Genomic DNA, 21,357 nt, shown 5'->3' with positions numbered 1-21,357 from the left:
ATGGCCCAGCGGAAGACCGAACGGTTGATGAACCTCGTCTTCACCCTCCTGGCCACGAACCAGTACCTGACGAAGGAACAGATCCGGTCGTCGATCGCGGAGTACCGCGAGGACACGGACGTGGCCTTCGAGCGGAAGTTCGAGCGCGACAAGCAGGAGCTGCGCGACCTCGGCCTGGAGATCGAGACCGGCACGTACGACGCCCTCGGCGGCGTCACCGGCTACCGGCTCCTGCGGGCCGAGGTCGAGCTGCCCCAGATCGACCTCACGGTCGAGGAGGCCGCCGTCCTCGGCCTCGCCGGGCAGCTGTGGGACCACGCCGGGATGGCGGCCGAGACCACGACGGCGCTCGCGAAGCTCAAGGCCATCGGCAACGACATCGACCCGTCCGTCCTGCGCATGACCGAAGCGCGTCTCAGCGCCGACGAGCCCGCGTTCGACGCCGTCTTCGACGCCACCGGGCGCCGGATGCCGATCGCGTTCGAGTACCGGCGGCCCGAGGGCGAGACCACCCTGCGCCACCTCGAGCCGTGGGGCATGACGTCCTACCGCGAGCACTGGTACGTCGGCGGCTTCGACCGCGACCGCGGCGGACCGCGGCTGTTCCGCCTCTCGCGCATCGTGGGCGACGTGAAGCCCGACGGCGACCCGGGGGAGTACGAGGTGCCCGAGGACGCCGACCTGAAGAAGGTCGCGCGGGCGCTCCACCCGCCGGAGCCCGACGCCACGGCCGTCCTGCAGGTCACGGCGGGCCGCGGACAGTCCCTGCGCCGGCACGCCGTGCGGGTCGATCGCCTCGACGACACCACCGACGAGGTCGAGGTCGCGTACGCCGTCCAGGGCGACATCGCCGGCGACATCGCGTCCTACGGACCCGACGTGCTCGTCGTGTCGCCGCCCGAGCTGCGGGCCGCCGTCATCGAGCGGCTGCGCGCGATCGCGGAGGTCCACGCATGAATCCGTCCCTCAAGCAGGTCGTCCGGATGCTCGCGATGGTCCCGTACCTGCAGAGCAACCAGGGCATCCCGCTGGCCGACCTCGCCCGCGAGTTCAACATCAAGCCGGCCCAGGCCCAGCGCGAACTCGAGATCATGATGCTCACCGGTTGGGGCGAGTTCCACGGCGAGCTGATCGACTTCGACGTCACCGCGCTCCAGGACGAGGGCGTCGTCCACATCCGCGACGCCGACTTCATGCCGCGCCCGCTGCGGGTCTCGCGCAGCGAGGCGGCCGCGCTCATGGTGGCGCTGCGCACGCTGCGGCAGTCGGCCGCGGGCGACCAGGCCGCGCTCGTCGACTCGGCCCTGGCCAAGCTCGCGGAGGCGGCCGGCACCGAGGTCGACACGTCGGTCGACGTGCTTTTGCCCGCGGTCGACCCGGCGGTGCAGTCGGCCGTCGCCGAGGCCCTGGCCGGCAACCGCCAGCTGCAGATGGTCTACGCCAACGACACGCGCGACGAGCAGAGCGAGCGGGTCGTCGACCCGCACCGGGCGTTCACCCAGGACGGCCACCGCTACCTCTCGGCGTGGTGCCACAAGGTCGAGGCCGACCGGCTCTTCCGGGTCGACCGCATCGTCGCCGCCACCGTGCTCGACGCCCCGGTCACCACCGACGCCGGCCAGCGCACCCGGCTGGAGGACCTGTTCCCGCAGGGCCCCGACACCCCGTCGGTCGTGGTCGAGGTCGACGCGGGCGCCGACTGGCTGCTCGAGCAGTACCGCATGGAGGTCCTCGAGGAGCGGCCCGACGGGTCGGTCCGCGCGCGGCTGTTCGGCAGCGACCCGTCGTGGCTGCGTCGCGTCGTGATGCGGTCCGGTGGTCACGCCCGCGTCGTCGAGCCGGCGGGGTTCGCCGACGAGGTACGGGATGCGGCTCGCTCAGCGCTGGCCGCGTACGATGGAACCAGTTCCGCCTAAGGAGATCCCCATGCCCAACCTCGGTGCCACCGAGATCCTCATCATCCTGGGGATCGTCCTGCTCCTGTTCGGCGGCCGCAAGCTGCCCGAGCTGGCTCGCGGCTCCGGCCGTGCGCTGCGCATCTTCAAGTCCGAGATCCGCGAGAGCGAGCAGGAGGAGAAGAAGGCCGACTCGACGCCGCGCTCCATCGACCCGGCCTCCACCGAACGCCGCGACGACCCCACCGTCTGACCGGGGTGGCGCTCGGATTCGGGCGGACCCGGCACCAGCGGGGTCCCAGCGGCGAGATGCCGCTGTTCGACCACCTGGCGGAGTTGCGCTCGCGGCTCACGAAGGCGCTGCTGTCCGTCGCGATCGGCGTCGTGATCGCCTGGAACTTCTACCCCGAGATCCTCGACTGGCTGACCGCGCCCTACGAGCAGGTCCGGCCGGCCCTCGAGGCCGAGGGCATCGAGAGCGAGTTGATCGTCAGCGGCATCGGCGGCGCCTTCCAGTTCCAGCTCAAGACCAGCGTGATCGCGGGCCTCGTGCTGTCCAGCCCGGTGTGGATGTGGCAGCTGTGGGCGTTCGTGCTGCCGGCCCTGCACCGCCACGAGAAGCGCGCCGCGGCGCTGCTCACCGTCACCTGCCTGCCGCTGTTCATCGGCGGCGCCTGGGTCGGCTACTGGACGTTCCCGAAGGCGATCGAACTGCTCGTGGGCTTCGCGCCGGAGGGCTGGACGAACCTGCTCAACGGCGCCGACTACCTCAGCTTCGCGACGCGGATGATCGTGCTGTTCGGCGTGGGTGCCCAGATTCCCGTCGTCGTGGTCATCCTGAACCGGATCGGCGCGGTCAGCGGCGCCCAGCTGATCCGCTCCCGGCCGTGGATCATCATCGGCATCTTCGTCTTCGCGGCGATCGCCACGCCCACCGTCGACCCGGTGACGTTCCTGTTCCTGGCGATCCCGATGAGCGGGCTGTACTTCGTGTCCGAGATCATCGCCCGGGTCACCGACCGCCGTCGCAGCCGCGCGGAGTCGTCCTGGGACGACGAGCAGGCCTCGCCACTCGACGCTCCTGAAGGCCTCGCCGACTGATCCTCCGTAGGCTGGAGGCATGTCCACCCCGGCCGAGCAGTACGCCCGATTCCGCCAGGACCGGAAGCACCCGCACGTCGCGGCCTTCCGAGACCTGTATCCGTTCGGGCTGGACGACTTCCAGGTCCGCGCCTGCGAGGCGCTCGAGGACGGTCACGGCGTGCTCGTGGCCGCACCCACGGGCTCGGGCAAGACCCTGGTGGGCGAGTTCGCCGTCCACCTGTCGCTGGCCACCGGCCGCAAGTGCTTCTACACGACGCCGATCAAGGCCCTGTCGAACCAGAAGTTCAGCGACTTCACCGACCGGTACGGCGCCGAGAACGTCGGCCTGCTGACCGGCGACAACACGATCAACGGCGAGGCGCCGATCGTCGTCATGACGACCGAGGTCCTGCGCAACATGATCTACGCGGGGTCATCGACGCTGAACAACCTCGGGCACGTCGTCATGGACGAGGTGCACTACCTGGCCGACCGGTTCCGCGGCGCGGTCTGGGAGGAGGTCATCATCGGCCTGCCTCCGTCGGTGTCGATCGTGTCGCTGTCGGCCACGGTCTCCAACGTCGAGGAGTTCGGAGCCTGGCTGCACGAGGTGCGCGGCGAGACCGAGACGATCGTCGAGGAGAAGCGTCCCGTGCCGCTGCACCAGCACGTGCTGGTGGGCCGCAAGATGTTCGACCTCTTCGAGCCGAACAGCACCGAGGTCAACCACACCCTCGAGCAGATGGCGCGTGACGACGCGCAGTGGAACCGGGCGTTCTCCAAGAACCGCTCGCGACGGCCGCAGAAGGGCGGACGACGCCCACGCAGCCGCCACCGCACCCCCGACCGCATCGACATCGTCCTCAAGCTCGAGTCCGAGGGCCTGCTGCCGGCGATCGTCTTCATCTTCAGCCGGGCCGGGTGCGCCACGGCGGTCGAGCAGTGCCTGGCCGCCCGCCTCATCCTGACGTCGCAGGAGGAGCGCGAGGCCATCCACGCCCACGTCGACGCCGCCTGCGCCCACCTGCCCGACGAGGACCTGGCGGTGCTGGGCTTCCACGAGTTCCGCGAGGGGATCGGCCGCGGCATCGCCGCGCACCACGCGGGCATGCTGCCCACGTTCAAGGAGTGCGTCGAGGACCTGTTCAGCGCCGGGCTGGTGAAGGTCGTGTTCGCCACCGAGACGCTGGCCCTCGGCATCAACATGCCGGCACGCTCGGTCGTGATCGACCGCCTCACGAAGTGGAACGGCGAGAACCACGTCGACGTCACGCCGGGGGAGTACACCCAGCTCACCGGCCGCGCCGGACGCCGTGGCATCGACGTCGAGGGTCACGGCGTCGTCCTGTGGCAGCCGGGGCTGGACGCGCGCCACGTCGCCGGCCTGGCATCGACCCGCACGTATCCGCTCAACTCGTCGTTCCGCCCGTCGTACAACATGGCGGTCAACCTGGTGCACCAGGTCGGGCGCGAGCGTGCCCGCGAACTGCTGGAGATGTCGTTCGCCCAGTTCCAGGCGGACCGCGCCGTGGTGGGCCTGGCCAAGAAGGTCCGGAAGGCCGACGACGCGATCGAGGGCTACCGCGAGTCCGCGACGTGCGAGCGCGGTGACTTCATGGAGTACATGGGGTTGCGACGCCGGCTCAGCGACCTGGAGTCGGCGGGATCGAAGTCGCGCCGCGCCGCCAGGCGCGAGGAGGCGCTGGAGTCGCTCACCCGCCTCAAGCGCGGGGACGTCATCAACGTCCCGGCGGGCAAGTTCTCGGGGCTCGCGGTGGTGCTCGATCCGGATGCGAACAACGTCGAAGGTCCGCGCCCGATGGTGCTGACCGCCAACCGGCACGCCCGCCGGCTTGCTCTCGTCGACTTCCCGACGCCGGTCGACCCCCTGATGCAGATGCGCATCCCGAAGGCGTTCAACCCGCGCGACGCCCAGTCCCGGCGCGACCTGGCGTCGTCGCTGCGTGATCGGGCCGGACACCTCGCCGAGTACCGCGGGGCGTACCGGGAGGGTCCGACCGCCGAGGACCCGCGCATCGCCGAACTGCGGCGCGAGCTGCGCGACCATCCGTGCCACGCGTGCCCCGACCGGGAGGCTCACGCGCGCTGGGCCGAGCGCCTGATCGCGCTGGACCGCGAGACCGACAGCATGCGCCGTCGGGTCGAGCAGCGCACCAACAGCGTGGCCCGCCAGTTCGACCGCGTCTGCGTCGTCCTGGACACGCTCGGCTATCTCGACGGTGACGAGGTCACGCAGGAGGGTCGCCGACTGCAGCGGATCTACGGCGAGCTGGACCTCGTGGTCAGCGAGTCGCTGCGCCACGACGTCTGGTCCGGGCTGTCGCCGGCGGAGTTCGCCGCCGTCGCGAGCGGACTGACCTACACCGCGCGGAACTCCGACGAGGCGCCGCCGCCGCGGTTCCCGACGAAGACCGTGGCCCAGGCGGCGGAGTCGCTCGGCCTGCTGTGGCTGCAGATGGACCAGCTCGAGCGCGAGCACCGGCTGAAGTTCCTGCGCCGCCCCGACTTCGGGTTCGCGCACGCGGTCTGGCTGTGGTGCGAGGGCGTGAGTCTGGACCTGGTCCTCGGCGCCGCCGAGATGGCGGCCGGCGACTTCGTGCGCGCGATGAAGCAGCTCATCGACACGGTGGCCCAGATCGCCGACGCGTCCGGTCCGGGGCCCGTGCGGGACACGGCGCGGCAGGCGCTGGACGAGCTGCGCACCGGGGTGGTGGCCTACTCCAGCGTCACGTCGTGACGGACTCGAGCAGCCGCTCGACGGGTCCGGCGACGTTCCACTGCTCGCCGAACGTCCGCAGCGCCTCGACGTCCATGACACCCGTCACGGGGTCCTCGAGGTCGAGATCGGGACGCACGGTGACGACCTTGACGGCCGCGTCGATGTAGTCGGCCGAGTCCAGCAGCGACTGGCGGATGCGCGGCCGCAGCGACGAGCCCGGATCGGCCGCGGCCGCCCGGATGCCGTCGAGGTCCGTGAACTCGCGCAGCAGCGTGGCCGCCGTCTTGTCGCCGATGCCGGGCACACCCGGCAGGCCGTCGGACGCGTCGCCGCGCATCACGGCGAAGTCGACGTACTGTCCGGGCTCGATGCCGTACTTCTCGCGCACCCAGGCCGCGTCGACGACGTCGTGCTTGCTGACGCCGCGTGCCGTGTAGAGCACCCGGACGTCGCGCGCGTCGTCGACGAGCTGGAACAGGTCGCGGTCACCGGTGACGACGTCGATCCCGGTCTCCCAGCGGTGCACGAGGGTGCCGATGACGTCGTCGGCCTCCGCCTCGGGCGCGCCGACGACCGTGGCACCGGCCAGGGTCAGGGCCTCGGCGATGAGGGGCACCTGGTGGGCGAGCAGGTCGGGCGTCTCCTCGATCCCGGCCTCGGGATCGGCGACGCGGTGGGTCTTGTAGGTGTCGAGCAGCTCGACCCGCCACGCCGGTCGCCAGTCGTCGTCCCAGCACGCCACGACGGCCGCCGGCTCGTAGCGCGCCTGCAAGGTGGCGAGGAAGTCGAGGATGCCGCGCACCGCGTTGACCGGGCGGCCGTCGGCCGCCTTGATCGAGTCGGGCACGCCGTAGAACGCACGGAAGTAGAGGCTGGCGGTGTCGAGCAGCAGCAGTCGCGAGGACATGGCGCCCATGATGGCACGTCGGACGCGGGTCGTCCCCGCCACCGCGAACGGTGACGGGGACGACTCAGGGGCGGTGTCAGCGCACCGGCGCGTGCGAGTGCACCTTGGTGTGGGCCTGACCCGTGGCCTTGCCCTTCTTGGCCGCCTTGCGGCTGCCGTCGGGGTAGAGGCCGCGCTTCGACAGGCCGAGCGTGGCGACCGCGAACGCCGCGGCGTCACCCATCTCGTGGAGGGCGTCGACGTTCACGTTCGTGATGTCGTCGCACTCGGAGTGGTAGCACTCGTCGTACGCGACGCCGGCCGTTCCGCCGTAGAGCGGCACCTGCTCGGGCGTCTTGACGCCCTCGGCACCGGTGAACAGGCCGCCGGCCGGGATGCCGGCAGCGATGAACGGGCCGTAGTCCGACCGCCCGTCGAAGGCGGTCGGCTCGCTGGCCAGGCCCTTGCTGTCGAAATAGCCCGTGAAGACCTTCTCGATCGCACCCGAGCCGGCCGGACCGGCGTCGCCGTCGGAGCCGTCGCCGTCGTAGACGAACCGCGCGTAGTTCGGCGAGCCGATCATGTCGAAGTTCAGGTTGGCGTAGATCTTCGACAGCTGGCGCTCGGACAGATTCGCGACGTAGTGCTCCGAACCCAGCAGGCCGGCTTCCTCAGCACCCCAGAAGGCGAACCTGACCGGCCGCTGCAGCTTGCGGTCGAGCTTGGTCTTGCGCAGCTGCTTGGCGATCTCGAGGATGCCCGCCGAGCCGGTGCCGTTGTCGTTGATGCCCGGACCCTCCGCGACGCTGTCGAGGTGGGCGCCCACCACGACGACCTGGTCCTTGTGCTTGATCTTCTTGAGTCGCTTCTTCGGCAGGTCGGCGATGACGTTCCACGTCGTCGCCTCGGGGTCGAACTCGGTGTCGGTCGTCAACGTGCCGGTCGGGTTCTCGGCCGTGGCGAGCGCCGCCCCGTCCTCGTACGACAGTCCGGCGACCGGAACCGACTTGGGCTCGCCCAGGGTTCCGGCGACCAGCGAGGTGCGACCCTCCTGGCCCTCGTTGAAGATCAGCACGGCGTCGTAGCCCGCGGCCACGGCGTTGTCGACCTTGTCACCGAATGGGCAGGTGCCGCGCTGGACCAGCGCGATCGCCGGCTCGGCCGGGGCGGGCTGGAAGTCGCTGACCGCGCAGCCGGACTCGGTCTCACCCGGCGGAGCCGTGGGCGGGAGCGTGACGTTCGCCGGGACGATCGGCCCGGTGATGCTGCCGTCGCCCGAGTAGGTGAAGCTCGCGGTCTCGACCGTGGACCCGTCCACCGTCAGGGTGGCCGGACTGAGGTCCTGCCAGAACGGGAAGGTGAACGCCTGCTTCTTGACGGTGTAACCCGACTTCCGCAGCTGTTGCGTGACGTAGTCGACGGACGCCTCGTAGCCGGGCAGGCCCGACGCGCGGTTGCCGTCGTTGGCGTTCGCGATGCGCTGGAACTGGCGCAGGTGCTTCAGGATGCCGTTGACCTGGACAGCCTTGGTCAGCTTGGTGGTCTGACCTTTCGGTACTGCCGGTCCCGGCTTCGCCTCCGCGGGTGACGCGGTGACGAGGCCGGCGGTGAGGACAACCGCAGACGCGGCGATGATGGCCCTTTTCATGGACCCCCGATCCTTGTGGGTGTGATGGAACAGACATGACCTACGTTCACACAGCTTCGTCGGGAGCGCCAGATAGCCTCAGGGGGTGACCGAACGTCTCGACAGCGCCCGCATCCTGGCCGGCCAGCACGGCATCGACGCCCTCCTCGTGACCCCCGGGGCCGACCTGCGCTACCTGACCGGGTACGCCGCGAAACCGCTCGAACGGCTGACCTGCCTGGTGGTGACGCAGTTGGGCTCCCACCTCGTGGTCCCCGGACTCGAGCGGGCGGCGGCCGAGGCGGCCGGGGTGACCATGCCGATCGTCACGTGGAGCGAGACCGACGACCCCTACGCCGTCGTGGCCGACCTCGTCGGGTCCGCCGACGTGGTGGCGGTCGACGACCAGATGTGGGCGTCGCGCGTGTTCGCGCTCCAGGAGGCCCTGCCCGAGTCGACGCTGGTGCTCGGCGGCGAGCTGGTCTCGCACCTGCGCACCGTCAAGGACGACGCCGAGGTGCAGGCCCTGCGCGAGGCCGGTGCAGCGATCGATCGCGTCCACGCCCGCATGGGGGAGTGGCTGCGTCCGGGTCGCACCGAGCGAGAGGTCGGCGCCGACATCGCCCGTGCCATCGTCGAGGAGGGCCACGAGCAGGTCGACTTCGTCATCGTCGGGTCCGGTCCCCACGGCGCGTCCCCGCACCACGAGGTCTCCGACCGAGTGATCCGTGCCGGGGAGCCGGTCGTCGTCGACATCGGCGGCACGACGCCCGCCGGCTACTGCTCGGACTCCACCCGCAACTACGTCGCCGGGGGCGAGCCCGACCCGGGCTACGTCGCCATGCTCGAGGTGCTGAAGCAGGCCCAGCAGGCGCAGCGCGAGTACGCCCGGCCGGGTGTGACCGCGGAGTCGGTCGACGCGGTCGGCCGCCAGATCATCGCCGACGCCGGCTACGGCGACCGCTTCATCCACCGCACGGGCCACGGGATCGGCCAGGAGACGCACGAGGAGCCGTACATCGTCGAGGGCAACACCCTCGAGCTGGAGGCCGGCATGGCGTTCTCGATCGAGCCCGGGATCTACGTCGAGGGACAGTGGGGCGCGCGTATCGAGGACATCGTCGTGTGCACCGAGGACGGCGTCGAGGTCCTCAACAACACCCCGCGCGATCTCGTCCGACTGTGAGACACGTCCTCGCGGCCGCCCTGCTGGGGGCCGCGTCCGCGGCGGCGTTCGAGCCGCTCGCGGTGCCGGGCCTGATGGTCCTCACCCTCGCGGGCTTCCTGGCGGTGGTCCGCACGCTGCGGGACGCTCCCGTCCGGTGGGTGCTGGCGACGGGCCTGGCGTTCGGGCTGGCCTTCATGGGACCGCTCATCTGGTGGATGAACGCCGTCGACCCGTGGGCGTGGGTCGCGCTGGTGCTGATCGAGGCGCTGTTCATCGCCGGCATCACCTGGGTGCTGCGCGCCGCGGTGTGCGCCCCGTTCTGGCCCGTGTGGGCCGCCGCCGTGTGGGCGGCGGGCGAGCAGGTCCGCGGGGCCGTTCCGCTCAGCGGGTTCCCGTGGGGCCGCCTGTCCCACACGGCGATCGACACGCCGCTCGAGGGGTGGGTGCGACTCGTCGCCCTGCCCGCGACGTCCTGGCTGATGGCGCTGGTGGCCGGGCTGCTCGTGGTGGCGGTGACCGACCGCCGGCTCGTGGCCCTCGCCGCCGCGATCGCGATCCCCGCGATCGGCCTGGCGCTGCCCGTGGGGATCGCCGACGGGGGAGAGGAGCGCACCGTGGCCGTGGTGCAGGGCAACACCCCCGGTCCGTTCCTGCAGTGGCCGCGGGCCGAGATCTTCCGCCTCCACGTGAAGGAGACCGAGCGCATCGACCGGCCGGTCGACGTGGTGATCTGGCCCGAGAACGGCTCGGACCTCGACGTCACCGAGAACGCGTTCGCGCGCGACGAGGTGGTGGCCCTGTCGAAGCGGCTCGGCGCTCCCATCCTCGTCGGCGCCATCCTCAACGGTCCGACCGACGACACCGCCTACAACGCCTCGGTGCTCGTCGACGAGAACGGTCCGCGCGAGGACGTCTACCTCAAGCAGTACCCGGTGCCCTACGGCGAGTACGTGCCGTTCCGTGAGCAGCTCGGGTCGCTCGTCCCTCGGTTCGACCGCGACATCCCGCGCGACATCGTGGCCGGCGACGAGCCGGGCGTCATGACGCTCGACGGCCTCTCGATCGGGCTGACGATCTGCTGGGACATCGCCTACGACGGCGCCGTCCACGGCGCGGTCGACCTCGGCGCCGAGGTGCTGGCGGTGCAGACCAGCAACGCCAGCTTCATGGACTTCGGCCGCGGCGTGCAGCCCCAGCAGCAGTGGGCGATCTCGCGGCTCCGGGCGATCGAGACCGGGCGCTGGGTCACGGTCGCGTCGACCAACGGGATCACCGGCATCGTCGACCCGCAGGGGCGCGTCGAGGGCCGTGCCGACGCCAAGGAGCCCGCCACCGTCATCGCCCGGGTGCAGGCCGCGCACGGCACGACGCCCGCCACGACGTGGGGAGACCGGTGGGCGGTGGTGATCTACGTCATGTCCGTGGCAGGATGGGCCCTCGGTAAATGGAAGTTACGAGCGGAGCGGCGGACATGAAGACGTTGATCATCATCCCGACCTACAACGAGGCGGACAACGTCGCTTGGATCTGCGACAGCGTGCTGCGCGAGCAGCCCGAGGTCGACATCCTCGTCGCCGACGACAACTCCCCGGACGGCACCGGCGACATCGCCGACAAGCTGGCCGTCGACGACCCGCGCATCCACGTCCTGCACCGGCAGGGCAAGGAGGGTCTGGGTGCGGCCTACCGTGCCGGCTTCGCCTGGGGCCTGGCCCATGGCTACGAGATCCTCGTCGAGATGGACGCCGACGGCTCGCACCGGCCCGAGGACCTCGGCAAGCTGCTGGAGTCGGCCCGTTCGGGGGTTCCGCTGACCCTCGGCTCGCGCTGGGTGCCGGGCGGCTCGGTCGTCAACTGGCCCAAGCGTCGCGAGGCGCTGTCGCGGGGCGCGTCGCTCTACGCCCGGCTGATGCTCGACCTGGGCGTCAAGGACGCCACCGCGGGCTTCCGCGCGTTCCGCCGCGAGACGCTCGAGGCGATCGACCTCGACGCGGTCGAGTCGCAGGGATACTGCTTCCAGATCGACATGACCCGCCAGACCCGGCTCGCCGGGCTCGCGGTGGCCGAGGTGCCGGTGACGTTCGTCGAGCGGGTGCACGGTCAGTCGAAGATGAGCTTCGACATCGTGAAAGAGGCCCTCACACGGGTCACCGTGTGGGGCCTCCAGCGGATGAATCCGTTCGGCGCTAGGCGCTGACGGACTTCTTCCGCGACTTGCTCTTGCGGTGCAGGTGCGGCGGGCCGATCTCGCCGCCACGCAGCATCTCGAGACGCTCGGTGAGGATCTCCTCGAGCTCGGCCTCGGAACGACGCTCCAGGAGCATGTCCCAGTGCGTGCGCACGGCCTTCTCTTCCTTCCGGTCCGGCTCGCCACCGCCGACGCGGCGGCCCATCTGGCCGGTCTTCGGGTCTTCCCACTCGGCCGGAACCTCGGCCTCGTCCGACATCGTCACGGTGAAGGTGTGGCCATCGGCGCACACGTACTCGATCTGCTGACGCGGTGCCATCTCGACTCCGCGCTCGTCCTCGAAGCTCTGGGCTCCCAGCCGCGCTCCGCGCAAGGCTCGTTCTGCCATGGTCGGTCCCCCTTCTGGTGGTGTCCGTCCATTCCAACGTAGCCCAATCCCGTGAGATTCCCCTGAGAGCGGAGTTTCACCCGTCAACGAGTGAGACGCCGGGCACGGTCCTCGACGTCCTTCGGCACGAGCAGCAGCAGGATCAGCCCGGCTGCGAGGACGATCATGATCCCGAAGATGCCCCAGCGGTCGGTGTCGGTGTCGAGCACCAGGTTCCCGGCCCAGATCGAGAGGGCGAACATCAGCGGCGCCATGAACGACACGGCGCGGCCCGTCATCGCGTAGAGGCCGAAGTTCTGGCCCTCGCGGCCCGGGGTGGTGATCCGGGTCAGGTAGGTGCGCGAGGCGGACTGCGCGGGCCCGACGAACAGGCACAGGCCGAGGCCGAAGATCCAGAAGTTCCGCGGGCCCTCGACGAAGAGCAGGACGAGGCCGCAGGCCAGCATGGACACGAGCGAGAACACGATCACGGCGCGCGGGCCCACGACGTCGTCGTAGCGGCCCGCCAGCAGCGCGCCGGCGGCCGAGATGACGTTGGCCGCGACGCCGAACAGGATCACGTCGTCCTTGGAGATCGAGTAGACCGACACCGCCAGCACGGCGCCATAGGCGAAGACGCCGGCCAGGCCGTCGCGGAAGAACGCGCTCGCCACGAGGAACTTGAGGGTGGAGCGGTCCTCGCGCCACATCTGGCGGATGTCGGACCAGACGCCCCGGTAGGAGTCGGCGATGCTCGCGCGCGGCTCGTCGGGGTTCGCCGTGGGCGGCAGCTCGGGGACCTTGAGGAACAGCGGGATCGCGAAGACGAGGAACCACACGGCCGCCAGCAGGGCGATGAGCCGGATGTTCAGGCCGTCCTCGGTGGACACGCCCAGGAAGCCGCGCGTGTCGCCGTCGCCGGCGACGAAGCCGAAGTAGCAGATCAGCAGCAAGATGATGCCGCCGAAGTAGCCCATCGCCCAGCCGAAGCCGGACACGCGGCCGACGTCGTCGGGGGTCGAGACCTGGCGCAGCATCGCGAAGTACGGGACGTTCGCCAGCTCGAAGATCACCGAGCCCGCCGCCATGAGCACGAGGCCGAGCCACAGGAAGTGCCAGTCGTCCTCGACGAAGAACAGCGACGCGGTGATGACGACGACCGTGGCGGTGAGCCAGAACAGGCTCTTCTTGCGGGCCCCGCCGGCGTCCGAGCGGCGGCCGAGGGCCGGCGCGATCACGGCGATGAGGATCGCGCCGGCGGCGCTGGAGATCCCGAGCCACGTGGCGGCGCGGAACGGCCCCGGCACGTCGTCGCCGACGCCCTCGACGAGGTAGACCGAGAAGATGAACGTGACGATGACGGCGTTGAACGCGGCCGAGCCCCAGTCCCACAGCCCCCAGACGACGACGCGGCCGCGATCGCGGTGGGTCGCGACGAGGTCGTTGCTCATGCGGGGTCCTTCCACTGGCCGCGCTCGGTCAGCACCTGCTTGAGCAGGTCGGTGCGGTCGGTCATGATCCCATCGACGCGGAGGTCGGCGAGGCGGTGCATCTCGGCGGGCTCGTCGACGGTCCAGACGTGCACGAACTTCCCGGTGCGGTGGGCGCGCTGCAGGAACCTCGGCGTCATGACCCGCGCGCGACCGTGCCGGACCGGAACCTGGAGGATCAGCGGCGCCTTCGGGACGCGGCCGGTCAGCACCATCTGGGCGACCTCGCGGGACGACGCGGAGGTGACGACCCGGGGGAGGGCCCGGCGCATCCGCACGAGGCGGGCGTGCGAGAACGAGGCGAGACAGATGCGGTCGAGGATGCCGAGGCTGTCGACCAGCTCGGTGGTGGCGTCGACGGAGTCGTCGGCCTTCACGTCGATGTTCCAGCGCGCCTCGGGCAGGGACTCGACGAGCGTCTGCAGCCGCACGATCGGCTCGCGGTCGCCGAGCAGGGCCCGGTCGATCTCCGCGGACGTGAGGTCGGCGATGGCCGTGTCGTGACCCAGCAGGCGGTCGAGCTTCTCGTCGTGACACGCGTAGACGACGCCGTCGCGGCTGCACCGCACGTCGGTCTCCATGTACCGGTAGCCCAGGTCGTAGGCGTGCGTGAACGCGGCGAGCGAGTTCTCGATCCCGAGGTTCTCCTCGACCATCGCGCCACCACGGTGGGCGAACGCGATTGGCGGATGCGGCTCGAGGTACGGCGGTGTCCTCACGCGACCAAACCTAGGCCACCGGTGACGGCGGGGGCGGCAGGTGCGCCGAACCCGTCAGATGTCGTCGCTCGGCCGCAGGAGGCGCGGCGCCTCGAGGACCGTGTTGTCGACGACGATCGACGCCCGGGGGGCGGGGTCCTGCTCCGCCACGTAGAGGCGGCACGCGGCCAGGTAGCGCTCCTCGTAGGCCCGAGTCGCGGCGACAGCTCCACCGAGGGCCGCGGCGTCGCGCTCGACGCCGCGGGCCTGGGCGACCTCCAGGTCCACGTGCAGGTGGATCACCTCGTCCCACAGGTCCCTGAGGCCGGCGCGCTGGAGGAACGTGGCCGCGAAGAGCATCACGGCGTCGACGGGCGCGGTGGTGTTCGCATCGGTGATCACCGCGTCGGACTCCAGGTCGTGGACGCGCACGGCGAACCGACGCGTGCCGCCGGGGCCGAGCGGGACCAGCACCCGGTCGCGCAGGGCGTCGAAGTCGTACGCATCCTCGTAGTAGCCGCGCGCCGGGTCGTCGAGCCGTCGGCGTCGTCGCGACCGCACGTGGTGGAACCCGTCGGAGTCGACCACGATCGCGGGTCGTCCGAGGGCCTCGACCTGCGCGGCCAGCTCCGCAGCGAACGTGGTCTTGCCACTTCCGCAGACACCGTCGATCCCGACCCGCAGGGGATGCCCGGGGCGTCGGGGAAGCAGGTGGCGTGCGACGGCGCCGAGGACCTCACGGCGCCGTCGCGTGGCGACCGGGACCATCAGATGTCGCGGAAGGTCTCGATCTCGGCGCCGAGGGCGTTGAGCCGCAGCGCGAGGTCCTCGTAGCCGCGGTTGATGACGTACACGCTGCGCAGCACCGAGGTGCCCTTGGCCGCGAGCATCGCGATCAGGATGACGACCGCGGGACGCAGGGCCGGCGGGCACACCAGCTCGGCGCCGCTCCAATGCGTCGGACCTTCGATCAGGACCCGGTGCGGGTCGAGCAGCTTGACCGAGGCGCCGAGCTTGTTCAGCTCGGTCAGGTAGATCGCGCGGTTCTCGTAGACCCAGTCGTGCAGCATCGTCTGTCCCTCGGCCTGCGCCGCGATGACGGCGAAGAACGGCAGGTTGTCGATGTTGAGGCCGGGGAACGGCATCGGGTGGATCTTGTCGATCGGCGCACGCAGCTGCGACGGGTGCGTCGTGATGTCGACCAGGCGGGTCTGGCCGTTCTCGGCCAGGTACTCCTCGGACCGGTCGTACCGGAAGCCCATCTCCTCGAGCAGTGCCAGCTCGATCTCCATGAACTCGATCGGCACGCGGCGGACCGTGATCTCGGAGCTGGTGACGATGGCGGCGGTGATGAGGCTCATCGCCTCGATCGGGTCCTCGCTGGGGGCGTAGTCGACGTCGCCGCGCATCTCACGCTTGCCGGTGACGCGCAGCGTGGTGGTGCCGATGCCCTCGATCTGCACGCCGAGGCGCTCGAGGAAGAAGCACAGGTCCTGGACCATGTAGTTCGGGCTGGCGTTGCGGATGACGGTGACGCCCTCGTGGCGGGCGGCCGCGAGCAGGGCGTTCTCGGTGACGGTGTCGCCACGCTCGGTGAGGACGATGGGGCGCTCCGGCGCGACGCCGCGGGCGGCCGACGCGTGATAGCTGCCCTCGGAGGCGACGACCTTCAGGCCGAAGGGACGCAGCGCGGTCATGTGCGGCTCGACCGTGCGGGTGCCGAGGTCGCAGCCGCCGGCGTACGGCAGGTCGAACTCGTCCATGCGGTGCATCAGCGGGCCGAGGAACATGATGATGCTGCGGGTGCGGCGCGCCGCCTCGGCGTCCATCTTGGCCAGGTCGAGCGTCTCGGGCACGACGAGTTCGAGGTCGTTGTGGTCGTTCAGCCACGTGGTGCGGACGCCGATGGACTCGAGCACCTCGAGCAGCCGGTTGACCTCCTCGATCCGCGCGACCTTGCGCAGGACCGTGGTGCCGGTGTTCAGCAGCGCGGCGCACAGCAGCGCGACGCCGGCGTTCTTGCTGGACTTGACGTCGATGCTGCCCGAGAGCGTCGTGCCGCCCTTGACGCGCAGGTGGCTCGGGCCGGTGGTGGTGGCTACGCTGACGAGCTCGGAGTCGAGCGCGGAGCCGATGCGGGCGAGGGTGTCGAGCGTGAGGTTCTGCTGGCCCTTCTCGATGCGGTTGATCGCACTCTGACTGGTCTTCAGCTCAGCGGCCAGCTGGGCCTGGGTGAGGCCGGAGTGCTGGCGGGCGTCGCGGATCAGGGTGCCGATCCGGGCGAGGTAGGAGTCGCTCTGGGTCATGCTCTCCAGCGTATATCTTCTGTGAGATAAAGCCAGCCCGCGAGAGCCGTGGCGCGTGTGAACACCACCACCACACCGGTCAGAGCCGCAGGGCGCCGTCCTGGGCCAGGCGCTGGAGGTCGTCGACGCCACCGTGGTCCTCGACGTGCATCCAGTAGATGCCGTACGCGGCCTCGGCCACGGTGCAGTCGTGGATGGGGAACGCGGTGCGGGGCGCCACGGCCTGCAGGAAGTCGACCGTCTCGCTGACCTTGGCCCACGGCGCCGAGAGCGGCAGGGCCAGGATGTCGACCCCCTCGGGGCGGTGCTCGTACGTGTCGCCCGGGTGGAAGAGGGTCGGCTCTCCCTCGGCGGCGACGAGGATGCCGACGTTGCCGACACGGGGGAGCGAGGGCAGGATCACGGCGTGCTGCGAGCCGACGCCGGTGAGGGTCACCCCTCCGACCTCGAAGGTCAGGTCCGCGCCCGTCGGCTCCCAGCCGTCGAGGGTGGCTGCGGTCTCGGGCTCGGCCAGCAGTCGCGCCTGCGGGTTCGCCTCGACCAGTGCGCCGATCCGTTCGCGGTCCAGGTGGTCGGGGTGCTGGTGGGTCACGACGATGGCGTCGAGATCGGTCAGCTCGAAGGCGCGATCGCTGAAGACGCCCGGGTCGAGCAGGATGCGGGTGGTGCCGACCTCGACGAGAACGGCGGCGTGGCCGAAGCGGGTGACGTGCATGGTCGTCATCGTGCCACGATGGGCGCATGGACGACCGCGAGATCCTGACCTGGCACACCTACGGGACCGCGATCCGCGACCTCGCCCAGGCGGTGGCGGACTCGGGCTTCGTCCCCGACATCGTGCTCGGCATCGCCCGCGGCGGACTGATCCCGGCCGGCTCGGTGGCCTACGCCCTGGACTGCAAGAACCTGTTCACCATGAACGTCGAGTTCTACACCGGCGTCGGCACGACCCGTGACGAGCCGACGCTGCTGCCGCCGTTCCTCGACCTCGCCGAGCTCAACGACCTGTCGGTGCTGGTCGTCGACGACGTGGCCGACAGCGGCAAGACCCTCGAGCTGGTGGCGCGCGTCTGCTCCGAGCACGCCGGCGAGGTGCGATCGGCGGTCATCTACGAGAAGCCCCGCTCGATCCTGAAGCCGGACTACGCCTGGAGGCAGACCGACCGGTGGATCAACTTCCCGTGGTCGAGCGAACCGGTCATCACGTCGCGCACGGGCGTCCTGGACGCCTGAGGAGCGCACCATGACCACCGCCGACGCGACCCGCGCGATGCGCGACGTTGCCGCCCGGATGCCGGTTCCCGGTGCGGTCTGGGCCGTGGTCTCCGGCCCGCGCCAGACGGTCGACATCGGCGCTGCCGGACCGCTGGGTCGCGACACGATCTTCCGCGTCGCCTCGATCACCAAGCCGGTGATCGGGGTGCTGACCCTGCGCCTGGTCGACGAGGGACTGATCGCGCTCGACGACCCGATCGACCGCTGGCTTCCCGAGTTCGGCGACCGGCGGGTCCTGCGCGACCGCGGGGGAGCGCTCGACGACACCGTGCCGGCGACCCGTCCTACGACCGTTCGCGACCTGCTGCAGATGAGCTCCGGGCTGGGCTGGGACGTGCAGGCCACCCCCACCGACCCGCTCACCACCGAGTACGAGCGCCGGGGCCTCGACTCGTCGTGGGTGCCCACACAGGTGCGCCCCGACCGCTGGGCCGAGCTCGCGGGCTCGCTGCCGATGAGGCACCAGCCCGGCGAGGGGTGGCTCTACCAGTTCTCCTTCGACGTCCTGGCGGTCCTGCTCGAACGGGTCACCCGTCGACGGCTCGACCTCGTGCTGAGCGAGAAGGTCTTCGCGCCGCTGGACATGCACGACACGGGCTACGCGGTGCCGATGCAGGACGTCGACCGCGTGCCGTCCTCCTGGTTCCCGAACCGGCGGGGCGAGTTCGTCGAGGTCGCCCCCACGGGCGACCCGCGCCTCATGAACGTGCCCGTGTTCCGCTCCGGTGCCACCGGGCTGCTCTCGACGGCGGCCGACCTCGCGAGATTCGCCCGGATGCTGCTGCTCGGCGGCCAGGGGCCGCGAGGGCCGATCCTCTCCGCGGCGTCGTTCGCCGCGCTGACCACCGACACGATGGGCGAGACCGCCCGGGCGATGGCGCAGGAGTTCCTCGAGCCGGACCTGGGCTGGGGGCTCGGGGTCGGCATCGACCTCGCGGCGCGGTATCCGTCGTCGCATCCCGGACGGTTCGGCTGGGACGGCGGCACGGGCACCAGCCTCTGGGTCGATCCGGGCTCCGGCGTGGGTGGCGTGCTGCTCACCCGGCAGGGGTTCGGCACGCCCGAGCCGCCGGAGGTCCTGGGGACCTTCTGGGACAGCCTCCACGCGTGACACGCCGGCGTTCAGTCGAACGCATGTTCGGTGCGGCGGCGTAATCTGGCGGCATGTGGTTCCAGGGATCCCTGCTCGACGGTGACGCCGGGGTGCGCTGTGGGCCGCTGGATGAGGTCCGGCGCCACCGGCTGGACGCCGGCGCGTGGGTCGACACGCTGCCCGGCTGGGTCAGCGGTGCCGACGAGCTGTTCGAGACGTTGCGCTCCGAGGTGCCGTGGCGCGGAGAGCGGCGCGAGATGTACGAGCGCGTCGTCGACGTGCCACGGCTGCTGTGCTTCTACGGCGTCGACCGGCCCTTGCCGCACCCGGCACTGGAGGAGGCGCGCGACGCGCTCTCGGCGCACTACGCGGCCGAGCTCGGCGAGCCGTTCGTCACCGCGGGCCTGTGCTACTACCGCGACGGCAACGACTCGGTCGCCTGGCACGGCGACCGCATCGGCAAGAGCCGTACCGAGGACACGATGGTCGCGATCCTCTCGCTCGGCGCACCGCGCCGGCTGAGCCTGCGACCGGTCGGGGGAGGGGCGCAGACCGGCTTCAGCCTCGGTCACGGCGACCTCTCGGTCATGGGTGGCAGCTGTCAGCGCACGTGGGAGCACGCGGTGCTGAAGACCGCCAGGGCGGTCGGGCCCAGGATCAGCGTGCAGTACCGCGTCGCCGGCGTTCGCTGACGATCTGCAGCGCGTCGGTCGACCACAGCGCCCAGACCACCAGCACCGGCTGGAAGAACAGGCGGATCAGGCGGGCACGGTCGGTGTCGAGACCGAAGCCGTCCGCGTGGTTCAGGTACTGCGCGACGTTGCCGGGGAAGACCGCCACGAAGAACGCCGCGCCCACCAGCCCGACGATGCGCCGGTGTCGCGGCAGGGCCATGAAGGCCGCGCCGAGGAGGATCTCGACGATGCCCGAGGCGACCACGGTGAAGTCCTCGTTCACCGGGATGCTCTTCGGCACCTGGGCCTGGAACTCGTCGCGGGCAAAGGTCAGGTGACTCACTCCCGCGAACGTGAGCATGGCGCCGAGCAGGATGCGGGCGATCGTTTTCATGCGTCGACGCTAGGGGAGTCGCCGGCGATCCGCTCGTAGAGCACGTGGTCGTGCCAGCGGCCGGCCAGGCGCAGGTAGTCGCGCGCGACGCCGAAGCGGGTGAAGCCGTTCTTCTCCAGGACGCGCTGGCTGGAGGTGTTGTCGAGCCGGGTGGCGGCCTCGATCCGGTGCAGTCCCAGTCGCACGAAGGCGAGGTTCACCACCTCGGCCACGGCCGTCGTGGCGAGCCCGCGACCCTGCTCGGCCTCGTCGACGTAGTACCCGAGGGCGCCCTTGAGTGACGGGCCGCGCACGATCTCGTTGAGGTTGATGCGGCCGACGACCGAGTCGTCGGGCCCCAGGATCACGCGCGGGAAGGACACGCCGTCCTCGTACCGCCGCAGCGCATCCTGGATGATCGCGCGCTGGCCCTTGGCGCTGAAGTAGACCTCCGGGCGGTTCGGCTCCAGCTCGGCCATCGCCTCGCGGTTGCGGCGCAGCACGTCCGCCAGCGGCTCGGCGTCGGTCGTGGCGACGAGGCGGGTGACGGCCATGCGGCCAGTCTGGCAGTTCGGCGGCCGCCGCCGCTGCCACTTGACCCGCTCGTGCATATCGTGTTTCGATACCATCGACCCTCGATATGAGGGGGATCCATGAAGCAACCGTTCGGAGCGGCGCGGTCGGACCTGTGGACGGCGGTCGTGATCAGCGTCGTGGTCATCGTCGGCACGATCGTGGACGCAGTGTCCCGGATCGCCGAGATCCTCCCGAACCGCGACGTGCCCGTCGAGGTCTATCTCGACGCGCAGCGCCAAGATGTCGCAATCCCGGGCGTGGGGGAGCGCATTCCGGTCGAGCTGGACCACGTCACGGTCCGCGTCTCCGACCTGCCGCCGGCCAGTCTGGCGGCCGCCCTCGGGGCGGTGATCGTGCCCGCGTGCGCGGTGATCGCGGTGATGCTGTGCATCTCCTGGTTCTGCCGCAACCTGGCGTCAGGGCAGTTCTTCTCGCGGACGAACACACGGCTGGTGACGGCCACCTCGTTCGTGATCCTCGGTGGTTGGCTCATCAGCTCGATCGCGACGACGATGGCCAGCAACGGCGCGCTGGCGAGGCTGAGCCCAGAGGCTGCCGACGTGGCGGTCAGCATGCAGTTCTCGTTCCTGTACCTGTTCGTCGCCATCATCGTGGGTTGCCTGGGAGCTGCGTTCCATGCGGGGGAGCGGCTGCAGCGCGAGACCGCGGGCCTGGTCTGATGCCGCCGGAGGACGACGCGCACCGGGTGCACTGCCGGCTGGACGAGCTGCTGGCCGAGCGGGGGCTGACCCTGACGAGGCTGGCCGAGCTGGTCGGCGTCACGGTGGTGAACCTGTCGGTGCTGAAGAACGACCGGGCGAAGGCGATCCGCTTCACGACGCTCACCGCGGTGTGCGACGCGCTGGACTGTGAGATCGGCGAGCTGCTCGTCCTGGCGGAATGAATCGGCCCGGGGGA

Annotated in this window: 23 protein-coding genes; 13 read left to right on the top strand and 10 right to left on the bottom strand. The window is 70.6% G+C overall.

Annotated elements, in window-relative coordinates; all coding sequences use genetic code 11:
* From AFL01nite_RS07395 to AFL01nite_RS07375, 5 genes are read left to right on the top strand one after another with little or no spacing between them, the layout of a single operon-like run.
* Entirely contained in the window at nt 1–957 is a 957-nt protein-coding gene (locus AFL01nite_RS07395; protein ID WP_146826968.1) for a helix-turn-helix transcriptional regulator, read from the top strand.
* Entirely contained in the window at nt 954–1,916 is a 963-nt protein-coding gene (locus tag AFL01nite_RS07390) for a helix-turn-helix transcriptional regulator (RefSeq protein ID WP_146826966.1), read from the top strand. Before AFL01nite_RS07395 ends, AFL01nite_RS07390 begins: the two co-directional genes overlap by 4 nt.
* Nucleotides 1,917–1,926: 10 nt before the next feature.
* Nucleotides 1,927–2,148 (top strand): twin-arginine translocase TatA/TatE family subunit, encoded by a 222-nt coding sequence (gene tatA, locus AFL01nite_RS07385; RefSeq protein ID WP_146826964.1) that lies wholly within the window; start codon nt 1,927–1,929, stop codon nt 2,146–2,148.
* 5 nt (nt 2,149–2,153) lie between these two features.
* Complete coding sequence (gene tatC / locus AFL01nite_RS07380) at nt 2,154–2,996, top strand: twin-arginine translocase subunit TatC (protein ID WP_246119631.1); 843 nt, start codon at nt 2,154–2,156, stop codon at nt 2,994–2,996.
* 19 nt (nt 2,997–3,015) lie between these two features.
* Nucleotides 3,016–5,736, top strand: coding sequence for a DEAD/DEAH box helicase (locus tag AFL01nite_RS07375; protein ID WP_146826962.1), 2,721 nt, complete (start codon nt 3,016–3,018; stop codon nt 5,734–5,736).
* Here the strand turns inward: AFL01nite_RS07375 and AFL01nite_RS07370 are convergent.
* Nucleotides 5,726–6,625 (bottom strand): 5'-3' exonuclease, encoded by a 900-nt coding sequence (locus AFL01nite_RS07370; protein WP_146826960.1) that lies wholly within the window; start codon nt 6,623–6,625, stop codon nt 5,726–5,728. The genes AFL01nite_RS07375 and AFL01nite_RS07370 overlap by 11 nt on opposite strands.
* A 76-nt stretch (nt 6,626–6,701) precedes the next feature.
* Nucleotides 6,702–8,252 carry a M20/M25/M40 family metallo-hydrolase gene (locus tag AFL01nite_RS07365; protein WP_146826959.1) on the bottom strand — a complete coding sequence of 517 codons (1,551 nt, stop codon included), beginning with the start codon at nt 8,250–8,252 and terminating at the stop codon, nt 6,702–6,704.
* An 85-nt stretch (nt 8,253–8,337) separates the two neighbouring features.
* On the opposite strand from AFL01nite_RS07365, the gene AFL01nite_RS07360 reads away from it, so the two are divergent.
* The 3 genes from AFL01nite_RS07360 to AFL01nite_RS07350 are packed head-to-tail and all read left to right on the top strand — an operon-like array spanning nt 8,338 to nt 11,596.
* Complete coding sequence (locus tag AFL01nite_RS07360) at nt 8,338–9,417, top strand: M24 family metallopeptidase (protein WP_146826957.1); 1,080 nt, start codon at nt 8,338–8,340, stop codon at nt 9,415–9,417.
* Nucleotides 9,414–10,874: an apolipoprotein N-acyltransferase gene (gene lnt / locus AFL01nite_RS07355; RefSeq protein WP_146826955.1), complete on the top strand. Its 1,461-nt coding sequence runs from the start codon at nt 9,414–9,416 to the stop codon at nt 10,872–10,874. Before AFL01nite_RS07360 ends, lnt begins: the two co-directional genes overlap by 4 nt.
* Complete coding sequence (locus AFL01nite_RS07350; protein ID WP_222593432.1) at nt 10,871–11,596, top strand: polyprenol monophosphomannose synthase; 726 nt, start codon at nt 10,871–10,873, stop codon at nt 11,594–11,596. The genes lnt and AFL01nite_RS07350 overlap by 4 nt, the downstream gene beginning before the upstream one ends.
* On the opposite strand, the gene AFL01nite_RS07345 is transcribed toward AFL01nite_RS07350, so the two are convergent.
* The 6 genes from AFL01nite_RS07345 to AFL01nite_RS07320 all read right to left on the bottom strand — a co-directional run bounded on the left by AFL01nite_RS07345 (nt 11,586) and on the right by AFL01nite_RS07320 (nt 17,172).
* Nucleotides 11,586–11,975 (bottom strand): RNA polymerase-binding protein RbpA, encoded by a 390-nt coding sequence (locus AFL01nite_RS07345; RefSeq protein ID WP_146826952.1) that lies wholly within the window; start codon nt 11,973–11,975, stop codon nt 11,586–11,588. The two genes, AFL01nite_RS07350 and AFL01nite_RS07345, sit on opposite strands and share 11 nt — an antisense overlap.
* A gap of 83 nt (nt 11,976–12,058) precedes the next feature.
* A complete protein-coding gene (locus AFL01nite_RS07340) occupies nt 12,059–13,405 on the bottom strand; it encodes an MFS transporter (RefSeq protein WP_146826950.1) in 1,347 nt (448 codons plus the stop codon).
* Nucleotides 13,402–14,163 (bottom strand): glycerophosphodiester phosphodiesterase family protein, encoded by a 762-nt coding sequence (locus AFL01nite_RS07335; RefSeq protein ID WP_246119630.1) that lies wholly within the window; start codon nt 14,161–14,163, stop codon nt 13,402–13,404. Before AFL01nite_RS07335 ends, AFL01nite_RS07340 begins: the two co-directional genes overlap by 4 nt.
* Nucleotides 14,164–14,217: 54 nt before the next feature.
* Nucleotides 14,218–14,910 carry a nucleoside/nucleotide kinase family protein gene (locus AFL01nite_RS07330; protein WP_146826948.1) on the bottom strand — a complete coding sequence of 231 codons (693 nt, stop codon included), beginning with the start codon at nt 14,908–14,910 and terminating at the stop codon, nt 14,218–14,220.
* Complete coding sequence (locus AFL01nite_RS07325; RefSeq protein WP_146826946.1) at nt 14,910–16,448, bottom strand: UDP-N-acetylglucosamine 1-carboxyvinyltransferase; 1,539 nt, start codon at nt 16,446–16,448, stop codon at nt 14,910–14,912. The genes AFL01nite_RS07330 and AFL01nite_RS07325 overlap by 1 nt, the downstream gene beginning before the upstream one ends.
* A gap of 79 nt (nt 16,449–16,527) precedes the next feature.
* A complete protein-coding gene (locus tag AFL01nite_RS07320; protein ID WP_222593431.1) occupies nt 16,528–17,172 on the bottom strand; it encodes an MBL fold metallo-hydrolase in 645 nt (214 codons plus the stop codon).
* Between the two features lie 17 nt (nt 17,173–17,189).
* Between AFL01nite_RS07320 and AFL01nite_RS07315 the strand changes: the two genes are divergently transcribed.
* The 3 genes from AFL01nite_RS07315 to AFL01nite_RS07305 are packed head-to-tail and all read left to right on the top strand — an operon-like array spanning nt 17,190 to nt 19,508.
* On the top strand, nt 17,190–17,681 hold the full coding sequence (locus AFL01nite_RS07315) for a phosphoribosyltransferase (protein ID WP_146826944.1): 492 nt from the start codon (nt 17,190–17,192) through the stop codon (nt 17,679–17,681).
* Nucleotides 17,682–17,691: 10 nt separating this feature from the next.
* Nucleotides 17,692–18,834, top strand: a complete 1,143-nt coding sequence (locus AFL01nite_RS07310; protein ID WP_146826942.1) for a serine hydrolase domain-containing protein — start codon at nt 17,692–17,694, stop codon at nt 18,832–18,834.
* A gap of 53 nt (nt 18,835–18,887) precedes the next feature.
* On the top strand, nt 18,888–19,508 hold the full coding sequence (locus AFL01nite_RS07305; RefSeq protein WP_146826940.1) for an alpha-ketoglutarate-dependent dioxygenase AlkB: 621 nt from the start codon (nt 18,888–18,890) through the stop codon (nt 19,506–19,508).
* On the opposite strand, the gene AFL01nite_RS07300 is transcribed toward AFL01nite_RS07305, so the two are convergent.
* A complete protein-coding gene (locus AFL01nite_RS07300; protein ID WP_146826937.1) occupies nt 19,474–19,884 on the bottom strand; it encodes a DoxX family protein in 411 nt (136 codons plus the stop codon). The genes AFL01nite_RS07305 and AFL01nite_RS07300 overlap by 35 nt on opposite strands.
* The gene (locus AFL01nite_RS07295; protein ID WP_146826934.1) at nt 19,881–20,417 is read right to left on the bottom strand and encodes a GNAT family N-acetyltransferase; all 537 of its coding nucleotides are present in this window, start codon (nt 20,415–20,417) and stop codon (nt 19,881–19,883) included. Before AFL01nite_RS07295 ends, AFL01nite_RS07300 begins: the two co-directional genes overlap by 4 nt.
* A gap of 99 nt (nt 20,418–20,516) precedes the next feature.
* Here AFL01nite_RS07295 and AFL01nite_RS07290 point away from each other — a divergent pair, with 99 nt between their 5' ends.
* Together AFL01nite_RS07290 and AFL01nite_RS07285 are read left to right on the top strand one after the other, a co-directional pair.
* Complete coding sequence (locus AFL01nite_RS07290) at nt 20,517–21,119, top strand: DUF2975 domain-containing protein (protein ID WP_146826933.1); 603 nt, start codon at nt 20,517–20,519, stop codon at nt 21,117–21,119.
* Nucleotides 21,119–21,343 (top strand): helix-turn-helix domain-containing protein, encoded by a 225-nt coding sequence (locus AFL01nite_RS07285; protein WP_146826931.1) that lies wholly within the window; start codon nt 21,119–21,121, stop codon nt 21,341–21,343. Before AFL01nite_RS07290 ends, AFL01nite_RS07285 begins: the two co-directional genes overlap by 1 nt.
* Nucleotides 21,344–21,357: the final 14 nt, after the last annotated feature.

This window comes from Aeromicrobium flavum, from assembly GCF_007992115.1.
GTDB classification, from domain to species: domain Bacteria; phylum Actinomycetota; class Actinomycetes; order Propionibacteriales; family Nocardioidaceae; genus Aeromicrobium; species Aeromicrobium flavum.
This window is presented reverse-complemented; position numbering and strand designations above follow the sequence as displayed.